Below are 26014 nucleotides of genomic sequence, written 5' to 3' on the forward strand. Positions count from 1 at the left end.
GAAAATTACTATTGCAGCTTGAAACCGGATATGTGGAAATGTGAAGTAGAGGAGGATCAGACAAAAAAATAGCCCCCACTGGGAGCCCGTATATATGTTCGGCAAAAACATTATAGCATGGGCTGCCACGAGGGGGAATTGGAAAGATGAGCGCACAAGAGCAACTGTCATTTCTGGAACCAGTAGATGAAAAAGAAGTCAGAAAGGCTGTTGTCAAAGCATTAAAAGAATATAAAGCCCTCCGTGTTGCTGTCCAAAATAAACAGGAGCGACAGGAGAAGGGTATCGATCAACTGTTTCCACGGCTTCAAAAGTCTGAGTCCACGAATGAGTTGAAAGCAAGACAGATTGAAAGGGCATTGCAGTATTCGTTGGATGAAGTAGAGCGTCAGATTATCGAAGAGAAGTATCTCAGCACATCACGGGTAAAAGACATAAATGTTTATCTTGATATGGGCCTGACAAAGGACCAATACTATGAGAGAAAAAAAGATGCTATACGTCAAATTGCTACGGCACTCGGGATGATCTGAGTGTCTTTTTTTATGCAAAAAGCTCCGACAAAATCCCGACAAAATACGGGACAAAACCCGGACAAAATCACGGATAAAAGGCAGGACGATTTGAAATGGTATGGACGGTAATCTTGAGTCAAGAGCAAGCGACATCGGCTCTTGGGAGATACCGCCTATCCCTTATCAATGGCGTACCTGAGCGAATCTATGGGTGATGACGAATGTGACCTGACGAGAGGGGGGCATTCTGAGCCTGAACGCGCTAGTCTTGCGATGATCGTAGCAGGGAACCATGCAATTATTTTTTTGCATTGTGTTACAGCGGTTTTCAAGTTTTGGGAACCCCTCTCGGAACTTTGGAAAATCGCAAATTACTCTGCTGGGATGTACTGGACAGGGGACTACATGCGAGACCTACGGCTCCGGCCACTCGCCCCTTGTCCAGTATCTCTCATATTCGTCTTCGCCAACCCTGTCAAAGAGTGCAGAGGATTTTCCTAGAAAATGGTATACTGACTTTACTGAAAGCGTGGAGGTGCATTGGTTGTATGTATAGAGAGGATCTAAGGGGGACTTGGTTCAGTAATCGTAGCACCGCAATGATATATGTAAACAAATCCGAAGCACCGGAATTCTACATCGTAAATGAGCAGGAAAACCACCTAATCCGCATTCGTGATGAAAAACAGATCGAAATGTTGAATTCCTGTTTTTATGGACCACAGGTTACTCCGGAAGCAATCAAATGGCTAACCGATCCATCAGGCGGCAGGCTCACTTACTATGATAGCGTAGAAGATTTTGTTGCTTCCCATAAGAGAATGATAGAGGAACTAGATAAAGAGTAGGCGAGTCGTTATAGGCTCGTCTTTTTCTTTTGGGGGTGGGTGAAATGTAGTGCGTCAGTATGTCGACTCAGCGACAGGAGAAATATACTACACCGAGGAAGTACTGCGCCGGTCGGACGAGATCGTAAAAGTTTTTCGTCCAGTTGGTCGCAGCTCAAAATTCGTGAAGATCAAAGCCAGCCAAAAGGCAAAGCGACGGCTCAGAAAGCTGTCACTCGCTGAGGCTGGCTTTTTGTTGAAGATTGCACCTTATGCCAGTGAGGGAACTAACCTTCTGCAAGGCGACAATGAGCGCGGACAAAAGGGTACGCCGCTTACTGTCAAAGACCTTGCCCGCATCGCAGACTGTTCCTATCCAACAGCACGCAAGATCGTTAAGACATTCATTGAGCTGCACATCATGCGTCGAACCGACTTGGAAGGACAGTCAGCATTAGCAATCAACCCCCTGTATTCTCTCAACGGGAAGACAGCAGAAACGTGGCTCCTGCACTTATTCAGCCAGGAGATCACAGAGGCAGGCGAAGACCCAAATTTGGACTAGGGGGTCGCCAGAAGCCAACAGGCAGCCAAAGCATATGGCTCTAAGCTGCAACCTCATTTTTTGCGGTGAAACAATACATATACTTTTCCGCTTGAATAGTAGTCGTTTGATTACACCCCCAAAACACGTAACCAGCCCTACAGCATCAAGGCATACAGCAATTTTAGGGCTGGCAATATTCTTTATTCTTACTTTATTGCCACGAAGGAGCTGAACAGCATGGACATACGGAAAATATCAGTCTCTAAAATTAACCCGGCACCTTATAATCCCCGCGTTGATTTGCAACCGGGCGACCCCGAATACGAGAAACTGAAACGATCCATCGAGGAGTTTGGATACGTGCAACTGCTCGTCTGGAACGAACGATCAGGGAACCTCGTTGGTGGACATCAAGGATTCAAGATACTTGTTAACGAGCAAGGACGGACTGAGGTAGACGTATCAGTCGTAGACTTGGATGACATCAATGAGAAGGCGCTCAACATCGCACTGAACAAAATCAGTGGTGCTTGGGATGAGGATAAGCTTGCACAGGTGTTGTCTGAGCTACAGGAGAGCGATTTGGACGTAGAGCTAACAGGATTTGATCTTGAAGAAGCTGTAGATTTGATCAATGAGCACGTCAACATGGAAATAGATGAACCAATCAAGGAAGATGATTTCGATGTTGAGAAAGCATTAAACGATATCATTGAACCGGAGACGAAGCCAGGGGACATTTGGAGGCTGGGGAGGCACATTCTGATGTGTGGAGACGCTACAAGTGAGCAGGATGTGAAACGGCTAATGGATGGTCAGCGGGCAGCACTGGTAGTAACGGACCCTCCTTATAACGTTGCGTTCAAGAGTGATTCATCAGAACTTGCTTCAGACGGCAGAGAAAGCATCATGAATGATGACATGCCCATGGAGCAATTTGAGGACTTCCTTCAAGCTGTGTTTGCAAATTATGCATCAATCATGGACCCGAAAGCAGCAATCTATGTTTTCCATCCTTCTAGCTATCAGCGAGAATTTGAGAACAAGATGAACGAGGCCGGAATAGTATCGCGCACCCAGTGTATTTGGGTTAAGAACGCTTTTTCGTTGTCGTTTGCTCAATATAAGTTCAAGCATGAGCCGGTGTTCTATGCTCATCTAAAAGGGCAGGCTCCAGCATGGTACGGAGATCGTAAGCAGACTACGGTTTGGAGAACTGATCTAACAGGAATCTCCGAGGAACCGGAGACCGTCTGGGAGGTATCGCGAGGGGATGTAAGCAAGTATGTCCATCCTACACAAAAGCCATTGGCGCTGCTTGCTATTCCAATTGGGAACAGCAGTCAGAAAGGCGATACCGCTGTCGACTTTTTCGGCGGTAGTGGTTCTACACTGATGACATGTGAGCAGATGGGGCGTATCTGTAGAACAATGGAGCTCGATCCAAAATTCTGCGACGTCATTAAGAGGCGATTCTATGAGGCAACAGGCATTGAACCTGTACTCATAAGCAGGCTACAAGAAGCTGCTTAAATAGCAAAAGGGAGACGCGCGAACATCCCCCCATGCAACCAGGTCACCCCGGCTGAGATAGTGGAAACCCGTGGCCACGGAACCTCATAGCCACTATCTCGTTTTCCATTTTACAGGAAAGCCGAGGGTGCCACAATGAAAACAACAACAGAACAGTCTTCTCCCGAATCTATTGACCTTCTATTGCAATATCAAATTGAAGTGATGGAAGGCATCATGGAATCGAAGGATCAATACAGGAGAGTCGTGAAAGCAGCCATTGCAAAGTGGGTTAAGGACTTCCAATCTGGCCACATCGAGATCAAGACGGTGGATGATCTTAAGAAGTTGGTTGAACTGGACATTGAGTTGCAGAAAAATGACCTTTAAGAAGTAGGGTTTAACGGACTTTTACCGAAGTGTATTGCAGAGAGGGTGTGAGTATATATGGACCAACAAGAACCAAAAACTCATGTCTTGGTCTGCTATCATTGCGGAAATAAAACACAAATGAATCGGATCGCACATCACCAAAAGGAATGGATTGAGAACTTTCTGGGGTTTAGTGTGAAACCATACCAGGTTAAATTTTTTACGGAATGGGATTTATTTCTTTGCCCTGTATGCGAGAGTGAGACATTATTAAAAACACAGAAAAATACAGATCATCGTGATTCTCAAAGCGGGAATATGATACGTGATGAACAAATAGTATATCCTCCCGTTACTTTTGACAAAAGTGGTATCCCTGAAAGTGTAAAAAAGTCATTTGAAGCCGCTCTACGAATAAAAAATACAGAAGGAACACTGTGCGCCATAGGAATACGTAGGACATTGGAAATTATGTGTAAGGATAAACAGGCAAATGGGGATAGCCTCTATGAGAAACTTAAGGATTTATCTGATAATGGTGTGCTGCCTCCAATACTAAATGAGATGACCACGGTCCTACGAAAATTAGGAAATGAAGCCGCACATGGTGATGAAAGAGAGTTTTCTTCAGAGTTAGTGGACTCCATGGTTCAGTTCACCCATGTAATCCTAGATTACGTATATGTTTTACCAGATAAATTAGGTGAAATCCAAGATAAGCTGAGAAAAACGATAGAAGGAACAGCTTCTCTACATGGTAGTGCAACAGTACAAGCTACAGCAAACGAAATAAAAAGAGAGGACGCATAATTGCGTCTTCTTTTTTTGAAAACAACCCCATGAAGTGGTGAGGTGGTGGTCATGTAGATGGCGAGGAATCCTGAAAAGAAAAGATGCAAGGCAAGGAGTAAGCAGCGCGACGAGCAATGCAAAAACTGGGCTAAGCCCGGCTGGGACGTCTGCCGCTTTCACGGTGCTGGAGGCGGCGCACCAGAGCGTAATACCAATGCAGTCAAGACGGGCGAATTCCAGTCGATTTGGATGGACGCCTTGACTCCAGAACAAGCAGAGGTGCTTGATAGGATCAACCTCGATCCAGTACAACAGGCGGATGAAGAAATCCGTTTGTTTACATGGCGTGAGCGCGAAATGATGCTCCGCATTCGTGACTTGAAGGATGGGCTAACAGAAAAGCAGCGGCGTGTCCTTCAACAAAGAGTCACCACAAAGGAACCAGTGCAGGTTCATGACGATAAATCTGGGAAACAAAAGATGATGGTGATTACTCGGGACGAATTGGTCACTACGGAAATTGAAGAGACAGAGTATCGAGCGATTGAAGATATCCTGTCGCTTGAAGAAGCACTGACCAGAGTCCAAGACAAAAAGCTAAAAGCAATACAGCTCAAAGCACAGTTGTTGAGCAACGGCGGCGGTCCTGAAAAGCAGATCACCGTCCGGAGGTGGTCGCGTGACAAGTCTGGAACTTGACCTCGATCCATTCGCGGATTGGACACCTCATGAAAAACAAATTGAAGTCATGGAATGCGATGCCCGAAACGTAGTCATGAACTGCGGTCGTCGCGGTGGGAAAACGAACGTGGGAGCGCGGAAGTTTTTCGATAAAGTCCTATCAGATATTGAGGCAGACAAAGGTTTGCCATACAAGCCCCCTCGAAACCTAAAAGTGATGAAGAAGCCTAAGCCAAGGCTTGAATACTGGTGTGTGTCTCCGACCTATTCCATGTCAGAGATTCAGCAGGAAGAGCTGGGAGCGGTCATTCCAGAGGAAATGATCGAGAGTTGGGATTTATCCAAGAATCGGGTGTGGCTGAAAGGGTACATCCTCATTCAGTTTAAATCTGCCGACAACCCGAAGACGCTAGTCGGTAAAGGGCTGGACGGCGTGTGGCTTGATGAGGCTTCCAAGATGAAGGAGCAGACCTGGAGCGGATATCTCTCCTATGCTCTTGCTGATAAAGGCGGCTGGAGCGTTTGGACGACTACGCCTGAGGGAATGAACTGGTTTTATCATGACATCGTATTGAACGGACAGCACACGCAGGCAGGCGGTCAACTGGACGAATATCGTAATGACCCTGAATGGTGCAATTTTTACTGGACGAGTAAGGACAATCCATTGCCTGAGTTGCAAAAGAATATTCAGCGCATGATTGAAACCATGCCGAAACGATATGTGGACCGGGAGATTTTCGCCCGGTTCGATGTATTTTTTGGGCAGGTTTATGAAGAGTTTAATCGTTCGATTCATGTCGTACCGCGCGCGCTTTGCGAGCAGAAGTTCAAAGACGGACATTTTGTTCACATTGAGGCAGGCAAGGACTGGGGCTTTACAAACCCCGGTGTTACTCTCGTCGGGGCAATGACTGCCAATGGCGAGTTGTGGATCGTGGATGCGATCTATAAGGCTCAGATGGAGATTCTTGTTCCTGGTGATTCCAACTGCTGGGTGGCTCAAGACAAAGAGCTCATGAAGAAGTGGAAGATCAAAATGTTTTGGTGTGACTCAGAGGACGCCAGCAACATTAAAACGTATCTGACTAATGGTTTGCCAGCGAAAGCAGCTCAGAAGCACTTGAAAGAAGGCATACGGGCTGTCTCCACTCTGTTTAAAGTGAAGAGTGACAACGGTAGGCCGAACATATTCATTTCTGATCATTTGAAAGAGGTCATCCAAGAATTGACGAACTACAGATATCCGGAAGATGTTACAGGCGACCGCGCTGAGGTGCCAGTGAAGGAAAATGATCACTCTATGGATGGTCTTCGGTATCTGGTTTGGAACAGCAAGGTGTTCCATCAGTTGCTTATCAGTCGTTTTAAAGTGATACCGTGGAAGATTGCTGAAAGTAAGTGATAAATATTCGGTGATAATTAGTTGGAAAATGAAATAAACGCCCAACTGCCGGGCGTTTGAAATGCCAAAGAAAATTGTAATTAAATTACTCGGGTGGGCTCAGAAAAAGTGATTTTGAAAAACTGACCAATTCTTTAACACTATTTCCGATTGAAACAATTTTATTGAGCTTGTCTAAAAGACTAATTGTCCCTTGAACATCTTCATTTTCGTTATTTTTAATAACCTCATCACGGTGTAAAAATAGCGCCCCTGCACTCGATTCAAGTGCCTGTTTTAGCCCGTCTATACCCGTGATTCTTACTTTAATAATTGCGGTGCGAATGTTATGAAGCTTCTCAATTAATATATCTCTGAGACTGTCAGGAAGATTAGAATTAAAAAGCTTTTCGATAAGCGCATCGACATCCTGCTGAATGGAGGCAATAGTCTGTTCATCAATTGTGACTTCACCATATTTTCTTGTGATTAAGTCTGCTGAAAACTTCAATCCATATAGAGTATGTTCCCCAAGAGAACTTTTAAAATTACTTAAACTCGAATCAAGTTCAAGTCTGAGTATTGCTCTTTCGACATTCACAATGGGTTCTAAATAGATATCGTTATCAGATAGTCTTTCAATTTGGTTTCTAGATTCTCGGACAAGATGAATCAAATCAATCAAAATCGAGTACAGAGATGCTGTATCATTCCGTTCAATATTAAAGATATTTCCTAAAATTTCTCTACCATAATGTCCTTCAGAGTTTAAGATGTCTTCAATAATATTTTGTAATCGGCTGATTGGGTTATTGTTATATACCATATCTACATCTCCTTAAGAGTAGTTAAGTCTTATTACGGATACATTGTAACAAAGTTCCAAGAAATGAAAAATTGATTTCATTATAGGTGAGAAAGCGATGCAAACGATGCTCCTAGAGCAGTTTTACGAAGAGAACAAAGCCAACAATTCATGGCGTTGGGTATCAGACCTGATAAAAAAGCATCAGACGAAGGACTACTCGATCATGCGGAAGTATGTCGATGGAGACCAGGACATTCTTCACAAACAAGAGGAAAAGGGCAAGCCGAATAACAAAATCGTCTTAAATTTTGCTCGGAAAATTATCGACTTCGGTACTTCATACATTGCCAGTAATCCTATTCGCTATTCTTCCAATGAGGCAGGAGCAGACGTAGAAGAGTACGTTCAAAAGTTGCAGGCTGTCCTGATGGATAACGATGAAGAGAGCTTGTCTTACGATATTATCGAGGACGGTTCAATCGATGGTGAGGTATTCGAATACTACTACTTTGACGAGGATGGACAGATTTGCATTACTGAGTTCAAAGCAGACGAGTGTATTGCTGTGTATGACACGACGGTTAAAGCTAAGCTGATTGCGGTTATTCGGTACTATACGATAACGGATGTTAGCAGAAACACCAAGACTATGTTGGTTGAAGTTTACGATGAAAACGAGATTACTTACCTCCGACGTGAAGGGACTGCCTTTGTTCTGGATATGAGCAAGGAACAGAATCCCGTTTCGCATAACATCACTGTCCGCGTAAAGGACCAAGATGGTAAGTTTCAGCAGAAGCCCGTTGTCCCTTGGACGCACTACGTCAATCGGCGTCGAAAACATCAGCAAAACCGCGATGATGGGATGGTTGAGGGGATGGGCGATCTTTCAGACCTGAAGCAGCTTATGGACGCGATTAACAAGGCTGTCACTGGTAAGGTAGATGTGCAGGAATATTTCAAGAATCCGAAAGTCATTTTTGAAGATTTGGACCTGGATGATTTGCTCCTGTATGACACAGAGGGAGAACTTATCACGGATGTAGAGAAGAAAAAACAGTATCTCGCTAAGATGTGGTCAACCTCTCAAATCCTTGTAGGCAAAAAAGCCGTTCCGGTCACGTGGGACCTACAGGACACTCATGAAGAAAACACTATCAACCGATTGATCGAAACGATTCTTGACCAAACTGGAACACCTCACCTGCGACCTGACCAAGTGGGGACAGCTCCATCGGGAATTGCATTGAAGATCATCTTTTACCATGCCGACATTAAGGCGGGCATAAAGATGCGCCAATATGGAAAAGGGTTTCGTAATCGAATTCGTATTCTTACTGGGATGCTGAATCGGAAACACAAAAAACAGTGGGATTATCAAGCTATCGATGTGAAATTCAGCAAGAATATGCCAGTGAATCTGGTGGAAATGGTGGAAATCGTGACGAAACTGGTTGGTCAGTTGTCCCATGAGGAAAGACTGGCACTACTGCCGTTTGTGGATGATCCGCGCGCCTCTCGTGAAAAACTACTGGAAGAACAAGACGAAGAGGCCGAACGCAGAATGAAGATTCTTGACCCCGACGCATTGGATGACAAGGAGCCGACAGATGATGACGCGCCCCCTGACGATGAAAATAGTCCAGACGGTGACGCTGCATGAGCAGAGAGGAACGCTATCAAGAGGAACTGGAAGCGAGAATTGAAAAGCATGGGGTCAAATTAAAAAAGCTGTTCTCCAAAGCCAATAAAAGCATTGTGCAAGAAATCACTGACCTCTACGCCCGATTTGCTGAAAGCGGACAAGAGCTAGTGTCCTTGATTTATAATGCAGCACGCCTCGACCACATCATGACAAGCATAAAGACCATCTTGCACACCCTCCGCATGGAAGAAGAGCAGCAGCTACGAATTACATGGGCGGAAGAGTACAATCTCAGCCTGTTCCATCATCTCTATTTTCTTGAACAGGATGCACAAGTAGAGGTTCGACTTCCACAGATCAATACAGGGATGGTACTTGCTGCATTGGAGCGACCATGGAAAGGCAGGCATTTTTCCAAGCGGATTCGAATGCGTACTGATCTGTTGGCGGCAGCTATGGAGGATGTAATCACTCAAGGCGCAGTTCAGGGGTGGGGAGTATCTCGAACAGCTAAGGAAATAACGAAAAGGACATCAGAGAGTTGGTCAAGCGCTCAGCGCCTTGCTCGTACAGAATTAAACCGGGCTGCTGCCCAAGGGCAAACGATGGCTTACCAAGCCAATTCAGATATTGTGAGCGAAAAGGAGTTTTGTGCCACATTGGACAAGCGTACTTCTTCTGAGTGCCGCAAGCTGGACGGCAAAAGATATCCGCTTGATTATGATACAGCCGACAATCCAGGACGTGAGGGCGAACGCATACCTAATCATCCAAATTGCCGATCGTACTGGCGGCCAGTATTGAAATCGAAGGTCTTGGAGAAGTTGGAACGCGAGCGCTCTTACCGGATTGATCAGGAGAGAGGATACACCTCAGCTCGAACATACGAGGAATGGAGACGGGAGAAAGGGATTTCGGTTTAGCCTACTTTAAGGACGGCCTTTTTTGAAAAAGTGAATAGTTGTGATGAGTAAACCGTAAATGCCTATGCCAGCAAGAAGACTTAAGAGAATGTTGGAAAAGTTTGTTCTGTTAATTACGCCAAACTCAACTTCGTTTTGTAAATATTTCACATTATCATAAGCATTAACAACATCAGGTACGTAGAAATGTGTTAAGAACATGCCTGAAATGATAGGTACAACAACGTAATAAAGAAGATTAATAATGATTGAAAAGATAAAGGCTCTTTTAAGATGATGTACCATTTATTCCTCAATCCTCCAGGAGGTTTATTCTGGTAGATTATACCATGTTTTTTACTGTAGAAAACCGAGCTATGTTGGCGGTTTTTTTATTTTGGTATTGAAAGGAGGCGAGATCGATGTGATCAAGATTCAAGCATTTCTGGACAACGGTGAAATGAAAATCCATGCCATTGGTCATGCGAATTATGCCGAGCATGGAAAGGACATTGTATGTGCAGGGGTTTCTACCATCATGCAAACCGCATTGCTGGGGATTCAGGCAATAGCACAGCAATATCCTGAACATGTTTCACTTGATATTCAAAACGAGGAAGGGGAAGGAACCAAATGAAAAAGCTCCAATCAAACTGGACCTTTAGGATGCAACGATTTAACGATGGTGGTGGTGCTGATGACGGAGGGAATGGCGGTGGCCAAGGTGGACAGGCAGGAAATAACGGTGGTGGTACCAGTGCAGTTGCTGGCGCCAATGGGGGAGGTGGTCAAGCAGCTGCAGGTGGCGATAACGGAGGGGAAGGTAAACCTGCGGTAGCTTTTTCTTCAAAAGAGGAATACGATTCCGCATTACAAGGAGCGGTCAGTGACTTCTTGAAAGAGCTGGGCATCGAAAAGGCAGATGACTTAAAGGGGATCGTTGATTCCCATAAGCAAAAGCAAGAGGCTGAAAAAACTGCTGAACAAAAGCTGTTAGAGCGGGAATCTGACTTGAAGAACGCCAATGGTACAATCCAATCCCTCCGGATTGAAAATGCTTTTACTTTGGAGGCAATAAAGCAGGGGATTGACCCAGATAAATTGTCGGATGCGATTCGTCTGGCTGACCTGTCTAAGGTGGAAGTGACGGATGCAGGCAAGGTTAAAAACATCGATAAGCATGTTACTGAGTTGATCACTTCTAAACCGTGGTTGAAGGCAGATGAAACACCGCGGGGAACTACTCCTGAAGCAAAGCCACCAGCCAATCAAAAGTCTACTATTCCAAATATCTCAGACCTGCGAAAATTGCAGCGCATCTAAAAGGGGGCAATGATTCATGAATAGCATGGCACTGGTAAAACAAGCACCACTTTATTTCGATTTGCAAAGATTCAATGAGGGAGTAACGTTCAGCAGCAGCCTTAGCGGATTGATTCCGGAAGAGACATCCCAAGAGATCATCAAGGATGTAGTCCGCGGTTCGGCTATTTTGAAACTTTCCGAACTGGAACCAATGACGACAGCAACAAAAAAGATTCCAGTATTTCTAGATAAGCCTGGAGCTTACTGGGTAGGGGAGGGAGAACGTATCAAAACCTCGACAGCTTCCTGGACACAGGTTACATTGACCGCTAAGAAGCTGGCTGTCATCATTCCAATGACAAAGGAAGCATTGGATCGCTCACGAATCGATGTGTTTGAAGAACTGAAGCCATACATTGTTGAAGCATTCCATACTAAATTGGATGCAGCTACGATCATGGGGACGGAGTCTCCGTTTACTTCTAACATCTTGGGGGCAGCTATCAATGTGGGGAACAGCTTTACTCGCGGTTCTGTCGCGGGTCAGAATCTGGCCGATGATGTAAACAATATCATGGCACTGATTGAAGCCGATGACCAAGAGCCACGAGCGTTTGTTGGGCATACCGGATTAAAGACATCCTTGCGCGGATTGAAAAATAGCCAAGGTGATCCTCTTTACCTTTCATCTGTACGTGAAGGAGTAGCTGAAGATTCACTGTATTCGCTGCCGATTGAGTACAGTAGAAATGGCGCTTGGGACAAAACAAAAGCTGACCTGATTGCTGGTGACTTCAAAAAGGCCAAGACAGGCATTCTTAAAAATATTGAGTATGAAATCTTACGTGAGGCGACTCTTCACTCCATTACTGGAGCAGATGGGAAGCCTCTTTCTCTTGCTGAGCAAGACATGGTTGCATTGAAAGCTACGTTCCAAGTTGCGTTCCTTGTAATCAAAGAAGGGGCATTTGCTGTCCTCCGACCTACCGGATTTGTACCAACACCTTAATTATTGAAAGGAGCAATCGTTCATGAAAAAACCAAATGATATGCTGACAATCACTGGTGGCAAGGAGAAGAAAAAAATTAAAGTGACGCGGAAAGCATTTGAAGTCGTGTACGAACCATTGGGATACAAGTTGGAAGATGACCCTGTTGCAGATGAAGAGACGCCGGTGAATACCGATGGCAATTCTGACAAGTAGTGAGCTGATCGGTTTTTATGCTGAATTCTCTTCATGGGAGCCAAGTCGACTTGATCCAGTCATTCTACGGGCGAATGTTTATGTGGAGGGACAGGTGACGGTACCTGATCCTGTCCCTCTTGAATTGAAACTGGCCGTTGCAATGGTGGTCAAAGACATGGCCCAAGATCGACGATTGAGCAGTACCAAGCAAGGGGATTATCAGGAGACGTTTTCCTACGTGAGCAATGACCCAAAAGTCGAAGGTATCCTCCACAAATATCGGAAGAACAGGGGGCAGAAGCTGTGGATGATCTAACCGAATATAAGCGGCTTCTGTGCCACTCATTTGCCCTATTAGACCTTCAAGGGGATGCTGACCCCTTCACGGGCGGAAAAGAACGCTCAGAGTGGCTCCCCATTGCTCAGGGAGTGCCTTGCAGGGTGTCAGGTTCCCCCGGTCGCATTCAGCAGCTTACAGGGCGACAGGCGACGCCTCAGGACTTCCTCATGCACACCCTGTACGCAGATTTGAGGGCAGGCATGCGGCTCAAGATTGAGCAACCTGAATTCGCAGGTAATCTGTATGAAGTCAGTCTCCCTTATCCTGTGTATGGAGCTGAAAGCTTGCATCATTACGAAGTAGTGATTACAATGATCGATCCTGTCACGGGAGAGGAACCGGAAATCTGATGGCAAAGGTAGATAAGAGAGACCTGGAGCGTATGTACAAACGTTTGAAAAAACATAACAAACGTGAGGTACAGATTTCTATGGATCGGGTTGCCCGTATGGCTGGTATGCAAGTGTTGCGGGGAGCTCAAGATAGGGTTCCAGTACGGGATGGGATTCTTCGTGCCTCTCTTGTTATTGGTCACAAGGAAAATGTATTTGATTTGGTCCAAAGTGGGCTTCGAGCTGAAATCACGGTAGGCACCAACCTGTCATATGCGCGTTACGTAGAAGAAGGGTTCACTCAGAGGAAAGGGCAATTTGTGCCGGGATACTGGGATCGAGAAAAATTCATTTATGTCCCTGATCATCCAGACGGCATGATTTTGAAAGGGAAGCGTGTTCCAGGTGTTCACTATCTTGCGAGATCGACAGCAGAGGTTGAGTCAATCATGGACGAGTTGGTAAAAGAAGAGCTAGATGATTTAGCAAGGAGGCTGTTTCCAGATGGGTGACGATGTGCTGTCTGTACGACACTGGCTATTTTCTCAGACGGGTATCCGAACAGAGAACCTGTCTGTACCCAAGGATTTTAAACGGCCTATGTGGTTCGTAGAAGAGCCATTTCGTATTCCGGAGCCACGGCGTGCTGATGCCTACCGAGAGAAAGGGACGATGAACTTTGTTCTGATGGCGAAGGATATAGAGCAACTTACGAGGTTATCTTTGGCTGTCAGGCAAGACCTTGCGGATCGGAGCTGGATTCTTCCACTCTACGGCCCGGACAAGAAGCAAGTGGGATATCTGCGAGAGTGTCGTTTGACCATGAGCAAGCCAGATAACTTAGACCGATCGTTTGAATTGAAGTACACCGTTTATATCCCTTATACTCCGGTGGTTTACGACCCGTTAGAAGTTATTCATAGACGCTATGATGAATCGCTGAGGAAAGGAGACAAACGTTATGGCTCGCAAACAGGAGCAAGATAAACCAGCTTATAAAAAAGAACAAATATTGCAGGTAGCAGAGCAGAAGTTCGGGTTAAACCGAACCGAAGCCATTGCTACTTTTTTTGATGCCCCAGACGAGATGACAGTTGATCAGGCAGAGGAATTCGTGAAGAAATTCAAGGAAAGGAAGGTGAAGTAAATGGCCGGACAATATCAGTTGGGAGAAAACAAGGTCTTATCCGGTGTTTACTCCTTTTTGAAGTCATTCATCAAAGAGCAAACAACAATCGGCAATCGTGGAAAGCTTGCATTACCAATCGTCGCGGATTGGGGCCCAATCGGGGAATTTGTAACAGTCCGAACCAAGGCTTCCGCTGAGAAAATCTTCGGAGTCACAGAAGCGTTTCATTTGATTTGGGCAGCTAACCCTCATCCAACGGAGGTATTGCTGTACCGCGTGGCAGGGGATAATGCGGCCGTCGCAAGTGTTACTTTGAAGAGTAATGCAACTGATGTACTACTTGTGGAAGCCAAGTACAAAGGCGAGGCAGGTAATAACTTGAAAGTCGTGGTGCAGCCCAGTTTGTTGGATGCTACCAAAACAGAGTTGCTGATCTATCGGGGAGCGGAGCTGGTGGACAGTCGGGCAGCGAAAACGGTGGATGATCTGGTTCAGGCTTTCAGTGATAGCGAGTTTGTTGTCTTGCGAAAGATAGCCGATACACTTCCTGATGCTACGGTGGGTGTAAGCCTGACTGGAGGTAACAGCGGAACAAGCGTCGAGGCAACAAAATACACCGCTTACCAAAGCGGGCTGGCTACTCAGAAAGGCAAGTACGGTGTATTTACTCTTGGCATTGCTGATCCTGCATTAAACGCTGCGGCAGAAGACTGGACAAAGCAGCAAAATGCGCTAGGTAATTACATCAAGTTTGTTTTCGGCGGCGATGAAACAAGGGATAAAAACAAGCAAACCATCATGAAAGCATCTACCGATGTGAACCACATGGCTATTGTCAATGTAGGAAGTGGAGCACGTTGGAAAGGCAACACCTATGCGAGTTCAAAAGTGGCAATTTACATTGCATCCCTGATGGCTTCCCTGCCGCTTAATTACACGATGGCACTATATATTACTCCATTCGAATCCCTAACAAATGAGTGGGACCCGGATACGGATTTAATTGAAATGGTGCAAGCTGGTGTACTCATGCTGAACATGGACAATCGGCAGGTTATCATCCAGGAGCCTGTAAATACCCTGACTATTCCGGGGCCTGATCAGTCAAAAGACTACGGCAAGATTCGGGTGGCTGACACCTTCCACACCATTCTCCATGCAGAAGAGGAAGCAGGAAAGGAGTGGATTCGTCAGCAGCCAAACAGCAACAGCCCGGCCCGCCGCGCTGCCTTTTGCCAGATGATGAAGCAAGAAGTTTTCAGACCCCTTGCCACGCTGGAAGTGATCGCTGATGATTATGAGTTTATCGAGGACCCGGAATATCATGGGGAGGACCCGATTTACACGCCAGCTCGTAATGCGGGCCATTTCATTGCTGGCTTCCGCCATCAAGATGCTCTCGAAAAAATTTATATCTATAACAAATCGAAGTGAGGTGATACAGCATGAAAGAAACGTATTCCGGTACCCATGGGCATTTTTACGACCAGAATGGAAGGGAACTTCCCGAGTGCATTGGCTTCGAGCTTTCCGAGGAATTTGAGAAGGGCGAAAGCAAGAGGGCTGGGAAGCTTCGAAAAAGACATCGTGTACTGGCATCATCTGTTAGCATGACAGCTACGTTTGAACGTACATCAGATATCCAGCAACTCATCATGGAAATCGCGGCAAACCCCGAAAAGAAAGTGAATTTTATTGGGGAGCTCGATGACAAAGTAGCAGGGAAGTACCGAGTCGCAGTAACTGGTTTTTGCCCTGACTCTCTATCATTAGCAAAATGGAGCCACGGTGAACTGGATGAAGATACAACGCTCGAAGGTACAGTTGATGACTACGAGTTTATTTAAAAATACCAGGGCTATCCCAAGGAGGAATTTTGAATGAGTCAGTTTTTGACGATGGAAGATTTTTTAGGCATGAATACGGAAGAAGTCGTAAGGGACGTATGGGATTGGAAAAAGAAAGGCGTCAAGCTGCCGATCCGATCGGTTTCCGGTGAGGTTTATTTCAAAGCAAAAAAGGCAGCATTGAAAGTTTCTATATCCGGTAAGAAGAGCAAAGCAGAGCGGAAAGTAGAGTTTGATGATTTGCGTTTGAAAGCAGAGATCATCATTGCAGGTATCGACACGGATCGTACAGATTTTCGCATCGATTCTCAACAAGTACTTGCGAAGTTCGGTAAGATTGCTGCTGTGGATGTAGTCCCTTGCATTTTCAGCCCGAATGAAATTGATGCACTACATGAGGCTATATCAAAGATCAGCGATTTCACTGATGATGAGGAGGCTGAGGAAGAGGTAAAAAACTCATAAAAGAGAGTCCTGAGTTGGCTCTCTTTTCTTATATCTGGCAAGAAAAAAACAAGCTGCCAACAGAAATTCTTTGCCTACCAGAACGCGAAAAACAGTTCGTCTTGGTTTCCACAGCGATGGAAATGGAGCGTAAAGCAGAGCAGGCAAAGAAACTTGAACGGCAAAAGGGTCGGCGAGTAAAGGGGAGGAGGAGATAACCAATGGCAGCGACAACAACTCTTGCCTTTGAAGACAAGATAAGTCGGCAACTCACTCCTCTCCTACGTATGCTCGGCAAAACCCTAGATGCTTTCGATGATGTGGAAGATGCTGCAAGCGATGTGGAAGATACGATTGAAAACATGGATGACGGCGCGATTAGGGAAATGGAAAGTGCCTTGGATGATGCTTACCAGCAAGCGACAAGACTATCTCGGGAACTTGCTGGTGTAGATCAAGAAGCCAATGCCGTTGATGGTAAAGGGACTTCGAGGCTGGAAAGGGCTCTTCGTGAAGCTGCAAAAGCTGGTGATGAAGCAGCAGCATCACTTGAATATGTAGATGCCGTAGCAGGACACCTTGAGGAAATTGGCGGGCTGGCAACAGCGGGGGGTGCGATCGTTACAGCAGGATTGTCTACGGCTGCTATTGCCGCACATGACATGGATCAAGCTCTTGGTATTCTTCAGGCGAATGTAGGTGCTACTGACGCTGAGATGTCAAGCCTGTCAGAAAGCGCCAAAGGGGTATTCGCATCAGGTTTGGTAGAAACACCAATGGAAGCAGCAGAGGCCTATGGACGGCTCCGGCAATTACTTGAGGGGACAGACGAACAGATTGGAGAAGTGGCCGAAGGAGCTCTGGCCCTTGAAAAGGCTTCTTTCGGTAATCTCGATCAAGCAAGCATTGCAAAAGCTTTGGATGTGATGCAAGGGCAATGGGCTACTGACCCAATTAAAGGGTTGGACATGATTACAGCAGCTTACCAACGAGTGGGTGACAAGGCAGATGACCTGCTCGATACCATTTGGGAATACTCACCTCAATTCGCAGAGGCAGGCATCAGTGCCGAAAAAATGATGGGGATGTTCGTTGCTGGAGCTGAAAAGGCATTTAATTTTGACAAGCTGGGAGATGCGTTCAAAGAGTCGTTCGGTATTCGATTGAACAAAGCGCTGGATGAGAAAGCCCTGGGCGCTCTTGAGGGTATTTTCGGTGAGGATAAACTGTTCAAAATGCTCGATCAGATCAAAGCCGGTGGAAAAGAAGCAGAAAATGCGATCATGACGATCACCGCAGGGATTGCTTCTATCAAGGATCAAAAGCTACAAGATGACGTCCTTGCAAACGTCTTTGGAACTCAGTATGAAGATGTTGGACGGGATGCTTTAATGTCCATGCTTAATGCTGGTCCACTTGAAGATTTTGCAGGAAAAACAACAGAAATAGTTGGTCAAGTTTCGAATGAATGGCAAGCGATGGCAAACGAAATGAAGTTGGCAATTGATCCGATAGGCGACTCCGTATTAGAAGTGGCAAAACCAATTGTTGGTCTTCTTGCGAAAATTGCTAAAGGGATTGGGACCTTTACAGAAGAGAATCCATTTATCACGAAGGTAGCTGTTTCGTTTTTGATGGTAATGGCTGCCCTAGCTTTATTGGTGGGACCATTAATCTTTTTGGCTGGAATATGGATGCCTGTCTCAGCAGGCTTTGCAGCCATGTCAGGTGCGATGGCCGGATTTGGTATAGCGTCGATAAGTGCTTTGTGGCCCATTCTTCTTGTAATAGCAGCGATAATAGCTTTAATAGCAATTGGCTGGTGGCTCTATGAAAACTGGGACATGGTCAGTGCTTATCTAGTAGCAGGCTGGGAATGGGTTAAAAATGCGGGGATAGCAGTGTGGGATGGAATTACAGCCTATTTCAAAATGCAATTCGAATTCTGGAAAGGGCTGTTCACAGCATTTATCCAGTTCCTCACAGGTGACTGGTCGGGGGCTTGGGAGACAATTAAGGAAACTTTTTTCAACGCCTTTACTACGATAGACGGCTGGTTTGATGGGTGGATAAGTGGCTTGTTTGATAGCGGCAAAAAAATCATACTGACAATCGTTGACGGGATCTTATCTGTTAAGGACGAGGTAGCAAATGCTATTGCCAGTGCATTAGAATGGGCTGATCAATACTTACCACATTCTGATGCTGAGCTCGGCCCTTTTTCTCGCCTTACAGATAGTGGAATGGCTATTCCTGAGACTATGGCAATGGGTGTTGAAGCGTCAAGTGACTCATTAGTTTCGGCTTTGGATGGCACTTTTAGTCAGGTTCCAAGTTATACACCTTCTATAACAAGTGGAACACAGGCACAGTATACAAGCCCAAATGAGCAGCCAACTTCTCTTTATATTGACTTCCGTCCCACTATTCAACTAACTGTGCAATCAACAAAAGAGAATACTGAGGATGAGTTAGAGAGCCTATGTGAGAGAATCGCAAATATACTTGCTGAGAAACTAGAACACGTTTTATCTGGAACAGGTTCCATAGTCCTTGAGTAAAAGGTAAAATATTCCCGTATAGCTTTTTGATGGGGAGGATTCTCACATGGGTTTTTTTGGTGGAAAAAAAGAAACGAATAACGAACCAAGTATTTTGGTAATCTCTTCCGACAAAATTAACAGGGATTACGAACCATTAGGGACAGTAACAGTTACATCACCTAAAGTAACACATGATGTTGATTTCATTGTAAAAATGCTTGGTGATAAAGCTCAGGAACAAGGAGCAGATGCAGTTATCTGCTTCAGATATAATTTAAACGGTGCCTTACATACTGCCTACGGTACCGCAATTAAATTCAAGTAAATAGGAAGGCGCTCTACAAAAATGTAGGGCGTCTTTTTTATTGGAGGTAAGGGAGATGAAATTCAAGCATTTGGAGTTCTGGTTAGCCTGGAACAATAACGTTGAAAAGCTTCGTCTTCCTGTCATTCCGCCAAAAATAGCTGTAAAGATCGGGCATAGCTACATCGATATTGAACTGGTTGCCATTGGGGAATCGACTATCATCGGGGAGTCAACCTTGGAAGAGTATTCTTTTTCTACGTTTTGGCCTGAGACATATGATCCGGGGGTTTGTGAATACGATGGTTTTCCGTCTCCCGAAGAATTTATGGAGACTTTGAAACGGTGGAAAAATTCGGGTTACCTGATTCGCTTTACAGTAACAGGAAGTGAACAAGATATTATCAATGTTCCAGTGACCATACGGGATTTTAGCTACGAATGGGACGGGTTTGACATTGAATTCAAGTTGGCATTGAAAGAGTATCGGTTCGTGACCATGGAGAGTACTGAGGTGAGTATTCCTTTCCAAACAACAGGTAAAGGGAAGCGACCAGATACACGAAAAGCGAAGGTGTCAGCCACTAAGAAAAAAGAAGAAAAAAAATCATTGGTTGACAAGTATCATTCACGATGAAATCTTGGGCGGAAAGGTGGGAGACTGATGCTGCCAAAATATCATTACGAGGTTCGATTCCAAAAGCCGGGTAAGCAAGCGCTTCGCCTTCCCTTCTCAGAAGCAACATGGTCCGGCAGTCGTCAGGAAGCAAAGCGTACTCTGGCTGTTAAAACCAACAATGGACGGGATCGCTTTTGGCCTGATGTGAATGTAGAGGAAGGCGACCTAATAGAGTTGATATCTTTTATGTCTGGCACTCCTCGCTCACTTTTCACAGGAATGATTGTTGACTTAGGAAGGACAGCAAAAGGAGATATCAACGGAGTAGCGTATGATTTCGGCTTTTATTTACTCAATAACGATGTAGCTGTGGTTTCAACAGGTGAAGCTGCCGATCAGCTTCTAAAGCGCATTTTCGCGCAGCATGGCATTCCCATTGGAGGCATAGGAGCAATGCCTGCCGTGGAAAAACAAGTCATTCGCGGAAAGAGTGTATGGGATGCAGTTGTAGACGTCCTCAATCAAGTGTTTCGCTCTACTGGTGTTCGGTATTGGTGCTGGATTGACCAAGGAAAGATTTATGTCGGAACACAGCGAGGGCAAACGATTCAGTGGAAAGTTCAGCAGGGAAGCAATCTATTAAACGCTGAACGTAAACGATCAATTGCAGAAATGAGAACAGTTGTAAGAGTGGTCGGGAGCGACAGTGAATACATTTCTGTTTTACATGATGAAGTTGATTCTACCAACTCTAAACGGTACGGACATCTTGTTAAGGTTATAGAAATACAAGATGAAGACCGGGGAAACAAAATTGAAGTGGCTAAGCAAGAATTGCAGAATCTAAGCCGGGTCAAGGAGCAGGCTTCTGTTACTTCCTTGGGAATCGATGACGTCATTTCTGGGACGAAAATTGAAGTCTACGAGGAGATCACGAAGCTGCAAGGGGTGTTTACTGTTTTCGGTGACAGCCATACGATAAGACCTGGCTACCATGAAATGAAACTCGATTTGCAGATGGAGGTGAACGGAAGGTGAATGGCTTTCAAAAGCTTGCTCAAGTTCTTTCAGGTGCCAATCAAGCACAAGGAGCTGGCGGGGCAAATCCACCCCCAAAGGATGTACGAATAGAGTTGGCAACTGTCATTAAGCCTCCACCAGATTTGAAAATCTTGATTGATGGGATGTCTGAACCGATTGGTAAGGAGTTTCTGACTGTAGCTGAGCATTTGACCAGACATAAACGGATTGTCACGATTACTCACCAAGAGCTGGCTGAACGGGATCTGGGTGACATGAAAAAGGAAGATTTTTTAGACACGGATGACTTGGCTGCGCCGTTTACCTCGTTCAAACATAACTATTTGTTACTGCAATTTGAGGACGTTTTGAAGTTAAACGATAAAGTACACGTGTTATCTGTGGATTCTGCCTATTACATCCTAGATAGGGTGAAACGCCCATGAGTATTTTTCCGGTTTTCCCAGTGACAGATGATAGCCCAGCACAGGAACTACGTCCCATTAAAAATGTTCTCAGGACGTATAAGTTTGATTTCGAAACAGGGCAGTTTGCCGTGCGACCTGACGGCAAGTCGGTAATGATTGATGGAGAGGAGGCATTACTCCAAAAAGCCACAAAAGCATTACGAACTGATCGATATATGTTTTCTATTTATTCCTCAGATTATGGGAATGAACTGAAAGAGCTGATTAGGAGTGATGGATCGAGAGCGTGGAAGCAGGCAGAGGCTAAGCGGTTGGTTAAGGAGGCTTTGGAATATTTGTATGGGATAGAACGTTGCGAGAATTTCTCTTTTGAGTGGGTAGGTAACACCATGAAAATATCCTTTTTGATGGTTACTGAGGAAGGGGTCTTGGAGATGAGTATCAATGTCTGAAACTGATCTTAGCTTTCTGGAAAGCTCAACCTTCCAGCAAATTTTATATGAAATGCTTCTCACTGTTCCCGAAGATTTAGACCGAAGTGAAGGCTCGATTATATATGATGCTCTTGCTCCGATTGCACAAGCGCTTTTTAAGCATCAAACGGAACGCGGTAAGATTATCGAACAAGCTTTTGCTGTAACTGCAACGAGAAAATATCTTGAACTGATGGCAATAGATTATGGGTTAGCTCTGGATAAAAACGAGCCTACGGAGGATTTACGCAACCGAATATTGCGCCATAAACGTAATCCCGAGCGTGGTGGAGCGTTATCTGACTATGAGCGCTGGGCGCTGTCAATACCTGGTGTAAACTACGCAAGGGGACTGAACTTGATAAGAGGGATCGGCACTGTTGACTTGGTTGTTGGTGGCACCATCCCTAACTTATTGGAGACAGTTAGAGAATTAATTGATCGTCGTAAAACACCAGGGCTTGATCTTGTCGTTAGGCACGTCAGTAGACAAACTGTACCTATTGAAGTTGTGGTAACAGGAATAGACAAAGAAAAAGCCAGACAAACAATATTGGCATATACCAATTCGATTGGAGTCGGAGGAACGCTATTTTTAGCGCAGATATTTGCTGTATTAGTTGGTGCTGGTGCAACGGATGCCAAGATTTTATTACCAACAACGAGCATTACACTAAAGCCAGATGCTCAAATTGACGCGGTGGTGACGGTCTTATGAGCGAAAATCAGGTTAATGCTCTGATGAGTGAATTACCTAGTTACTATAAAAAAAGTAGACATATGCGTGCGATTATGAGCGCTGTCTCCGACTATTTGCCAGTGGATAGTGATATATGGAGAGCCTTTTTTCTTCACCTCATGTATGAGGACTCCCTAGAGCTCTGGAGGCGTGAATTAGATGCCGACGATGATGAAGACCTGCTTGCAAAGCTGAGAGCAACCAATGGCAGGATGACAGTAGAATCCATTCTTTCACAAGGATATGGCTTACAAGAATCTTATCGCCTCATGCCTGAAGATGGTGTTGAACTCTCTGAGTTTGGAGTAATGGCAGATGGTTGGGAATTTGCCCCATTAACAGCAGTCATCTTTACAACGCCTGAGACACTTGGTGTAGCACAAGGAATTGTCAAATTAATGGGACCAGCAGGCTTTCGATATTTATTTTCTATTGCGTTATCTCACAAGATCGAGTATGAACGAGGATCAGCAAGTCAAAGCATGGATAGATATGGGGCAATCCTTACCACTGACCATGGGGATGATGAGCTGAGCGGTAAGGAAAAAATGACAAAACACTCGCGAACTCAGTATTCGTTTCAAAGCATAAAGCATGATCGCATGAGTTGGTGGTCACCGAATGTATTTTTTACGGATGACGTAACGTTTGTTGACGAAGTGTTCTATATTCAACAATCAAAGGTTACGAAAACAATATAGGGGGTGTAACAGTTGCCTTCAAAAACAAGTGATGTAAAAGGCATGAAAACGTATCAGACCTTTAATCTGTTCAAAGACAAGAATGTGTTTATCGCTGTGGGAAAAACGTCTCCGTGGAATACCGAAAACCCTGAGAAGGTTCCAGATGTCTATTATGGCCAAACGATTACAGAGATTGTTGCGTTGAAACGAGCTGACCAAGTGAGGTTTGTAACGCCAGATGATACAAATGGAACGATCATACAACGTGGTCAGAAGTGGCGTCTCATTGAGGAAGTTGAAGCGCGGGCAATTGATTGCCGTTGGCTATATGTACAGGCATGGTTGAGGTATGACGAGTTTCCAATATGTAATTATCGTCAAACAGGAGTATATGCGGGCACGATCTTGGTAGATGGGTCACCAGTAAATAAACAGGTAGTCAAACCGGATGAAGTGAAGGATATGGGTTTCCTGTTAGCAGTGACGAATCAGTCGCCACTGCAACGGGAAGTCACCCATCGCGAAAGCATTGAGTATATCTTGGAGCTGTAAGGAGGGTAACGATGGCAAAGGAAGTATACAACCGATTTGATCCTACGAATAGATGGAAGTCTGTTGATTTTGTCGGCGGTCGCCGGGTTCAAACTGCTGAGCTAAACGAAATACAGGCGATGTCACTCTATCGGGATAAGCAAATAGGAGACGTAATTTTCGGATCAGGTCACATCTTAGAGGGCGGGCAGTTATTGATTAATAAGGAGAAAACGCTCGTCATCGTATCAGCAGCACGGGTATATCTTGGGGGAATCATCCACGATGTACCGGAAACAACACTGACGATAAAGGGAACTGGAGAGGAAAGCATTGGGTTGCGGGTCAATCCACAAACAATCACATACGAAGACGACCCAACCCTGTATGATCCAGCGGTTGGGTTTTCTAATTTTGGTATGCCTGGTGCTCAGCGAACCATTTTGAATCCGACTTGGGTAGTAGATGATCCAGAAGCAACTCATATGTATCGTCTGGTGAACGGGGATCTCATCACATCCAAATTACCACCTGAGCTCGAAGGATTTACCCCGATTCTAGCTCGTAGAAGCTACGACACCAATGGTTCATTCTTGGTCTCAGGAATGGATGGATATATAGAGCCAAGGGATGCAGAGAACGTAACGCTCGTAATCGACGCGGGCAGAGCCTATGTTCTTGGATATCAAATTGATAAGCTGGTTCCCCTGCGACTTGCCATACCCAAAGCACTGGACACCCGTGTGGTTGTTAATGAAACGAAGACGTATCTGTCTAACACATCCTTTTACCCGCTAAATTCAAAGCCTGTGAAAGCTTTACAGACGGTTACAGCAACAGTAGAGAAAACACAGACAATTACTCGGGGAAATGTGGCAGGAACCTCAGACCTTTTACCAATGACACCTGTTGTAGATATTGTCTCGATACAGGCGGGCAGCACGAGTTATGTCAAAGGGACAGACTTTCAACTCTCAGGCGATGCCGTAGACTGGTCATTGGCAGGTGCTGAACCTTCAGGTGGGACGTCGTATACAGTCACGTATCGCTATACAAAACTTATGGTTATTGGGACAGATGTAACGTTGGATAACAACGGGGTAAAGTGGCTGGGTAGTGATCGGCCTGTACCGAACTCGACTTTCCAGACGACCTATGAGTTTTTTCTCGGGCGGAAAGATGTTTACTACCTTACTTACCAAGGCGAAGTTCATGTCATACATGGTCAGTCAGACATGAATCCTTATCCTCCTTCTTCACCACCCGATGTCTTAGAACTGGGAGAGCTTTATCTACCCCCAAATTCAAGCGCTGTTGTGGTTTCGAATCGGAAACCCAAACGATTGACTATGCTCGAGCTGCGTTCTCTCCTTGATCGTTTAGAACGTGCAGAGTACAACCAAGCTTTGGCAGACCTTGATCGGGCGGCGCAAAACTCTGATCCGTCACTAGCGAAAAAGGGCGTTTTTACAGACAACTTTACCAATTTTGAACGCTCCGATGTTACTCATCCTGACTTTGATGCAATGATTAATCCGCGTGAAAAAACGGTACAGTTAGCCGTTGAGAATAGTTTTATAGAAATGCAAGTAAATCAGGCTGCATCTACAGTGCGATTCCATGAGCGGTTAATTACCTTGCCATATACCGAAGAGGTGCTCATTGATCAACCATTTGCAACTGAAACCATGAATGTGAATCCATATCAAGTATTCGGGAATCTGGCCACAATTCGTTTGACCCCTTCTCATGATACCTGGGTGGAGACGTCAACAGTTACACAATCCGTTTGGGGGTGGTGGGCTGACTGGAGATCGACGGGAACGACTCGGACTGAAACAAAGGTCATTTTAGATGAACAAGTTCCATTCATACGACAACGTGAGGTAACAGTGGTCGGGGAAGGTTTTGAACCGAACAGTGACAATATCAAGGCTACATTTGATGGCATCCCGGTAAACCTTACTCCGATAAACGGATCGGCAGCCGGCACTCTGCCCAACACAGTGAAAGCGAATGCTCAAGGACGATTCAGTTGCACATTTATGATCCCAGCTAATGTACGTACAGGAACCCGCGAAGTCTATTTCTGGAACGAGGTGTAA

The 26014-nt window shown here is 45.2% G+C and carries 34 protein-coding genes; 32 read left to right on the forward strand and 2 right to left on the reverse strand.

The window, feature by feature from the left end; all coding sequences use genetic code 11:
- Window positions 1–146: 146 nt before the first annotated feature.
- The 8 genes from M3630_RS16225 to M3630_RS16260 all read left to right on the forward strand — a co-directional run bounded on the left by M3630_RS16225 (window position 147) and on the right by M3630_RS16260 (window position 6651).
- Complete coding sequence (locus tag M3630_RS16225; protein WP_142062200.1) at window positions 147–533, forward strand: ArpU family phage packaging/lysis transcriptional regulator; 387 nt, start codon at window positions 147–149, stop codon at window positions 531–533.
- A 530-nt stretch (window positions 534–1063) separates the two neighbouring features.
- Window positions 1064–1363: a hypothetical protein gene (locus tag M3630_RS16230; RefSeq protein WP_251252733.1), complete on the forward strand. Its 300-nt coding sequence runs from the start codon at window positions 1064–1066 to the stop codon at window positions 1361–1363.
- Between the two features lie 49 nt (window positions 1364–1412).
- Window positions 1413–1907 carry a hypothetical protein gene (locus tag M3630_RS16235; protein WP_106656894.1) on the forward strand — a complete coding sequence of 165 codons (495 nt, stop codon included), beginning with the start codon at window positions 1413–1415 and terminating at the stop codon, window positions 1905–1907.
- Between the two features lie 219 nt (window positions 1908–2126).
- Window positions 2127–3422 carry a site-specific DNA-methyltransferase gene (locus M3630_RS16240; RefSeq protein ID WP_106656893.1) on the forward strand — a complete coding sequence of 432 codons (1296 nt, stop codon included), beginning with the start codon at window positions 2127–2129 and terminating at the stop codon, window positions 3420–3422.
- A 135-nt stretch (window positions 3423–3557) separates the two neighbouring features.
- On the forward strand, window positions 3558–3791 hold the full coding sequence (locus tag M3630_RS16245; protein WP_106656892.1) for a hypothetical protein: 234 nt from the start codon (window positions 3558–3560) through the stop codon (window positions 3789–3791).
- Window positions 3792–3848: 57 nt separating this feature from the next.
- The gene (locus tag M3630_RS16250; protein WP_106656891.1) at window positions 3849–4583 is read left to right on the forward strand and encodes a DUF4145 domain-containing protein; all 735 of its coding nucleotides are present in this window, start codon (window positions 3849–3851) and stop codon (window positions 4581–4583) included.
- Between the two features lie 57 nt (window positions 4584–4640).
- The gene (locus M3630_RS16255) at window positions 4641–5264 is read left to right on the forward strand and encodes a hypothetical protein (RefSeq protein WP_056495846.1); all 624 of its coding nucleotides are present in this window, start codon (window positions 4641–4643) and stop codon (window positions 5262–5264) included.
- Complete coding sequence (locus M3630_RS16260; protein WP_251252734.1) at window positions 5245–6651, forward strand: terminase large subunit domain-containing protein; 1407 nt, start codon at window positions 5245–5247, stop codon at window positions 6649–6651. Before M3630_RS16255 ends, M3630_RS16260 begins: the two co-directional genes overlap by 20 nt.
- Before the next feature lie 85 nt (window positions 6652–6736).
- Here M3630_RS16260 and M3630_RS16265 read toward each other — a convergent pair whose 3' ends face one another.
- Entirely contained in the window at window positions 6737–7456 is a 720-nt protein-coding gene (locus M3630_RS16265) for a hypothetical protein (RefSeq protein ID WP_251252735.1), read from the reverse strand.
- A 97-nt stretch (window positions 7457–7553) separates the two neighbouring features.
- On the opposite strand from M3630_RS16265, the gene M3630_RS16270 reads away from it, so the two are divergent.
- Both M3630_RS16270 and M3630_RS16275 read left to right on the forward strand, forming a co-directional pair.
- Window positions 7554–9101, forward strand: a complete 1548-nt coding sequence (locus M3630_RS16270; protein ID WP_251252736.1) for a phage portal protein — start codon at window positions 7554–7556, stop codon at window positions 9099–9101.
- Window positions 9098–10006: a minor capsid protein gene (locus M3630_RS16275; RefSeq protein ID WP_251252737.1), complete on the forward strand. Its 909-nt coding sequence runs from the start codon at window positions 9098–9100 to the stop codon at window positions 10004–10006. Before M3630_RS16270 ends, M3630_RS16275 begins: the two co-directional genes overlap by 4 nt.
- Before the next feature lie 6 nt (window positions 10007–10012).
- On the opposite strand, the gene M3630_RS30955 is transcribed toward M3630_RS16275, so the two are convergent.
- Window positions 10013–10291: a hypothetical protein gene (locus M3630_RS30955; protein WP_285860922.1), complete on the reverse strand. Its 279-nt coding sequence runs from the start codon at window positions 10289–10291 to the stop codon at window positions 10013–10015.
- 118 nt (window positions 10292–10409) lie between these two features.
- On the opposite strand from M3630_RS30955, the gene M3630_RS16285 reads away from it, so the two are divergent.
- The 22 genes from M3630_RS16285 (at window position 10410) to M3630_RS16390 (ending at window position 26014) form a co-directional block, all read left to right on the forward strand.
- On the forward strand, window positions 10410–10622 hold the full coding sequence (locus tag M3630_RS16285) for a ribosomal-processing cysteine protease Prp (RefSeq protein ID WP_251252738.1): 213 nt from the start codon (window positions 10410–10412) through the stop codon (window positions 10620–10622).
- Window positions 10619–11308 (forward strand): hypothetical protein, encoded by a 690-nt coding sequence (locus tag M3630_RS16290; protein WP_251252739.1) that lies wholly within the window; start codon window positions 10619–10621, stop codon window positions 11306–11308. Before M3630_RS16285 ends, M3630_RS16290 begins: the two co-directional genes overlap by 4 nt.
- 16 nt (window positions 11309–11324) lie before the next feature.
- A complete protein-coding gene (locus M3630_RS16295) occupies window positions 11325–12299 on the forward strand; it encodes a phage major capsid protein (protein ID WP_251252740.1) in 975 nt (324 codons plus the stop codon).
- A gap of 22 nt (window positions 12300–12321) precedes the next feature.
- Window positions 12322–12495 (forward strand): hypothetical protein, encoded by a 174-nt coding sequence (locus M3630_RS16300; protein ID WP_251252741.1) that lies wholly within the window; start codon window positions 12322–12324, stop codon window positions 12493–12495.
- A complete protein-coding gene (locus M3630_RS16305) occupies window positions 12476–12793 on the forward strand; it encodes a DNA-packaging protein (RefSeq protein WP_251252742.1) in 318 nt (105 codons plus the stop codon). Before M3630_RS16300 ends, M3630_RS16305 begins: the two co-directional genes overlap by 20 nt.
- Window positions 12781–13167, forward strand: coding sequence for a hypothetical protein (locus M3630_RS16310; protein WP_251252743.1), 387 nt, complete (start codon window positions 12781–12783; stop codon window positions 13165–13167). Before M3630_RS16305 ends, M3630_RS16310 begins: the two co-directional genes overlap by 13 nt.
- Entirely contained in the window at window positions 13167–13661 is a 495-nt protein-coding gene (locus M3630_RS16315) for an HK97 gp10 family phage protein (RefSeq protein WP_251252744.1), read from the forward strand. The genes M3630_RS16310 and M3630_RS16315 overlap by 1 nt, the downstream gene beginning before the upstream one ends.
- The gene (locus M3630_RS16320; RefSeq protein WP_251252745.1) at window positions 13654–14136 is read left to right on the forward strand and encodes a hypothetical protein; all 483 of its coding nucleotides are present in this window, start codon (window positions 13654–13656) and stop codon (window positions 14134–14136) included. Before M3630_RS16315 ends, M3630_RS16320 begins: the two co-directional genes overlap by 8 nt.
- Complete coding sequence (locus M3630_RS16325) at window positions 14111–14296, forward strand: YqzN/YkzM domain-containing protein (RefSeq protein ID WP_056495864.1); 186 nt, start codon at window positions 14111–14113, stop codon at window positions 14294–14296. Before M3630_RS16320 ends, M3630_RS16325 begins: the two co-directional genes overlap by 26 nt.
- Complete coding sequence (locus M3630_RS16330; RefSeq protein ID WP_251252746.1) at window positions 14297–15712, forward strand: phage tail sheath N-terminal beta-sandwich domain-containing protein; 1416 nt, start codon at window positions 14297–14299, stop codon at window positions 15710–15712.
- An 11-nt stretch (window positions 15713–15723) separates the two neighbouring features.
- A complete protein-coding gene (locus M3630_RS16335) occupies window positions 15724–16125 on the forward strand; it encodes a phage tail tube protein (protein ID WP_251252747.1) in 402 nt (133 codons plus the stop codon).
- A gap of 33 nt (window positions 16126–16158) precedes the next feature.
- A complete protein-coding gene (locus tag M3630_RS16340; protein ID WP_251252748.1) occupies window positions 16159–16590 on the forward strand; it encodes a phage tail assembly chaperone in 432 nt (143 codons plus the stop codon).
- 200 nt (window positions 16591–16790) lie between these two features.
- Window positions 16791–19130 carry a phage tail tape measure protein gene (locus M3630_RS16345; RefSeq protein WP_251252749.1) on the forward strand — a complete coding sequence of 780 codons (2340 nt, stop codon included), beginning with the start codon at window positions 16791–16793 and terminating at the stop codon, window positions 19128–19130.
- Between the two features lie 46 nt (window positions 19131–19176).
- On the forward strand, window positions 19177–19437 hold the full coding sequence (locus M3630_RS16350) for a YbjQ family protein (RefSeq protein ID WP_251252750.1): 261 nt from the start codon (window positions 19177–19179) through the stop codon (window positions 19435–19437).
- Between the two features lie 55 nt (window positions 19438–19492).
- Window positions 19493–20053 (forward strand): hypothetical protein, encoded by a 561-nt coding sequence (locus M3630_RS16355; RefSeq protein WP_251252751.1) that lies wholly within the window; start codon window positions 19493–19495, stop codon window positions 20051–20053.
- Window positions 20054–20080: 27 nt separating this feature from the next.
- A complete protein-coding gene (locus tag M3630_RS16360) occupies window positions 20081–21073 on the forward strand; it encodes an XkdQ/YqbQ family protein (RefSeq protein WP_251252752.1) in 993 nt (330 codons plus the stop codon).
- Entirely contained in the window at window positions 21070–21501 is a 432-nt protein-coding gene (locus tag M3630_RS16365) for a DUF2577 domain-containing protein (RefSeq protein ID WP_251252753.1), read from the forward strand. Before M3630_RS16360 ends, M3630_RS16365 begins: the two co-directional genes overlap by 4 nt.
- A complete protein-coding gene (locus M3630_RS16370) occupies window positions 21498–21935 on the forward strand; it encodes a DUF2634 domain-containing protein (protein ID WP_251252754.1) in 438 nt (145 codons plus the stop codon). The genes M3630_RS16365 and M3630_RS16370 overlap by 4 nt, the downstream gene beginning before the upstream one ends.
- Entirely contained in the window at window positions 21928–22674 is a 747-nt protein-coding gene (locus tag M3630_RS16375; RefSeq protein ID WP_251252755.1) for a baseplate J/gp47 family protein, read from the forward strand. The genes M3630_RS16370 and M3630_RS16375 overlap by 8 nt, the downstream gene beginning before the upstream one ends.
- Window positions 22671–23396, forward strand: a complete 726-nt coding sequence (locus M3630_RS16380) for a hypothetical protein (protein ID WP_251252756.1) — start codon at window positions 22671–22673, stop codon at window positions 23394–23396. The genes M3630_RS16375 and M3630_RS16380 overlap by 4 nt, the downstream gene beginning before the upstream one ends.
- A gap of 12 nt (window positions 23397–23408) precedes the next feature.
- Window positions 23409–23930, forward strand: coding sequence for a hypothetical protein (locus tag M3630_RS16385; protein WP_251252757.1), 522 nt, complete (start codon window positions 23409–23411; stop codon window positions 23928–23930).
- Between the two features lie 11 nt (window positions 23931–23941).
- Window positions 23942–26014, forward strand: coding sequence for a DUF4815 domain-containing protein (locus M3630_RS16390; protein WP_251252758.1), 2073 nt, complete (start codon window positions 23942–23944; stop codon window positions 26012–26014).

Origin of the sequence: Brevibacillus sp. MER 51, from assembly GCF_023714195.1 — a bacterium.
Lineage (GTDB): Bacteria > Bacillota > Bacilli > Brevibacillales > Brevibacillaceae > Brevibacillus.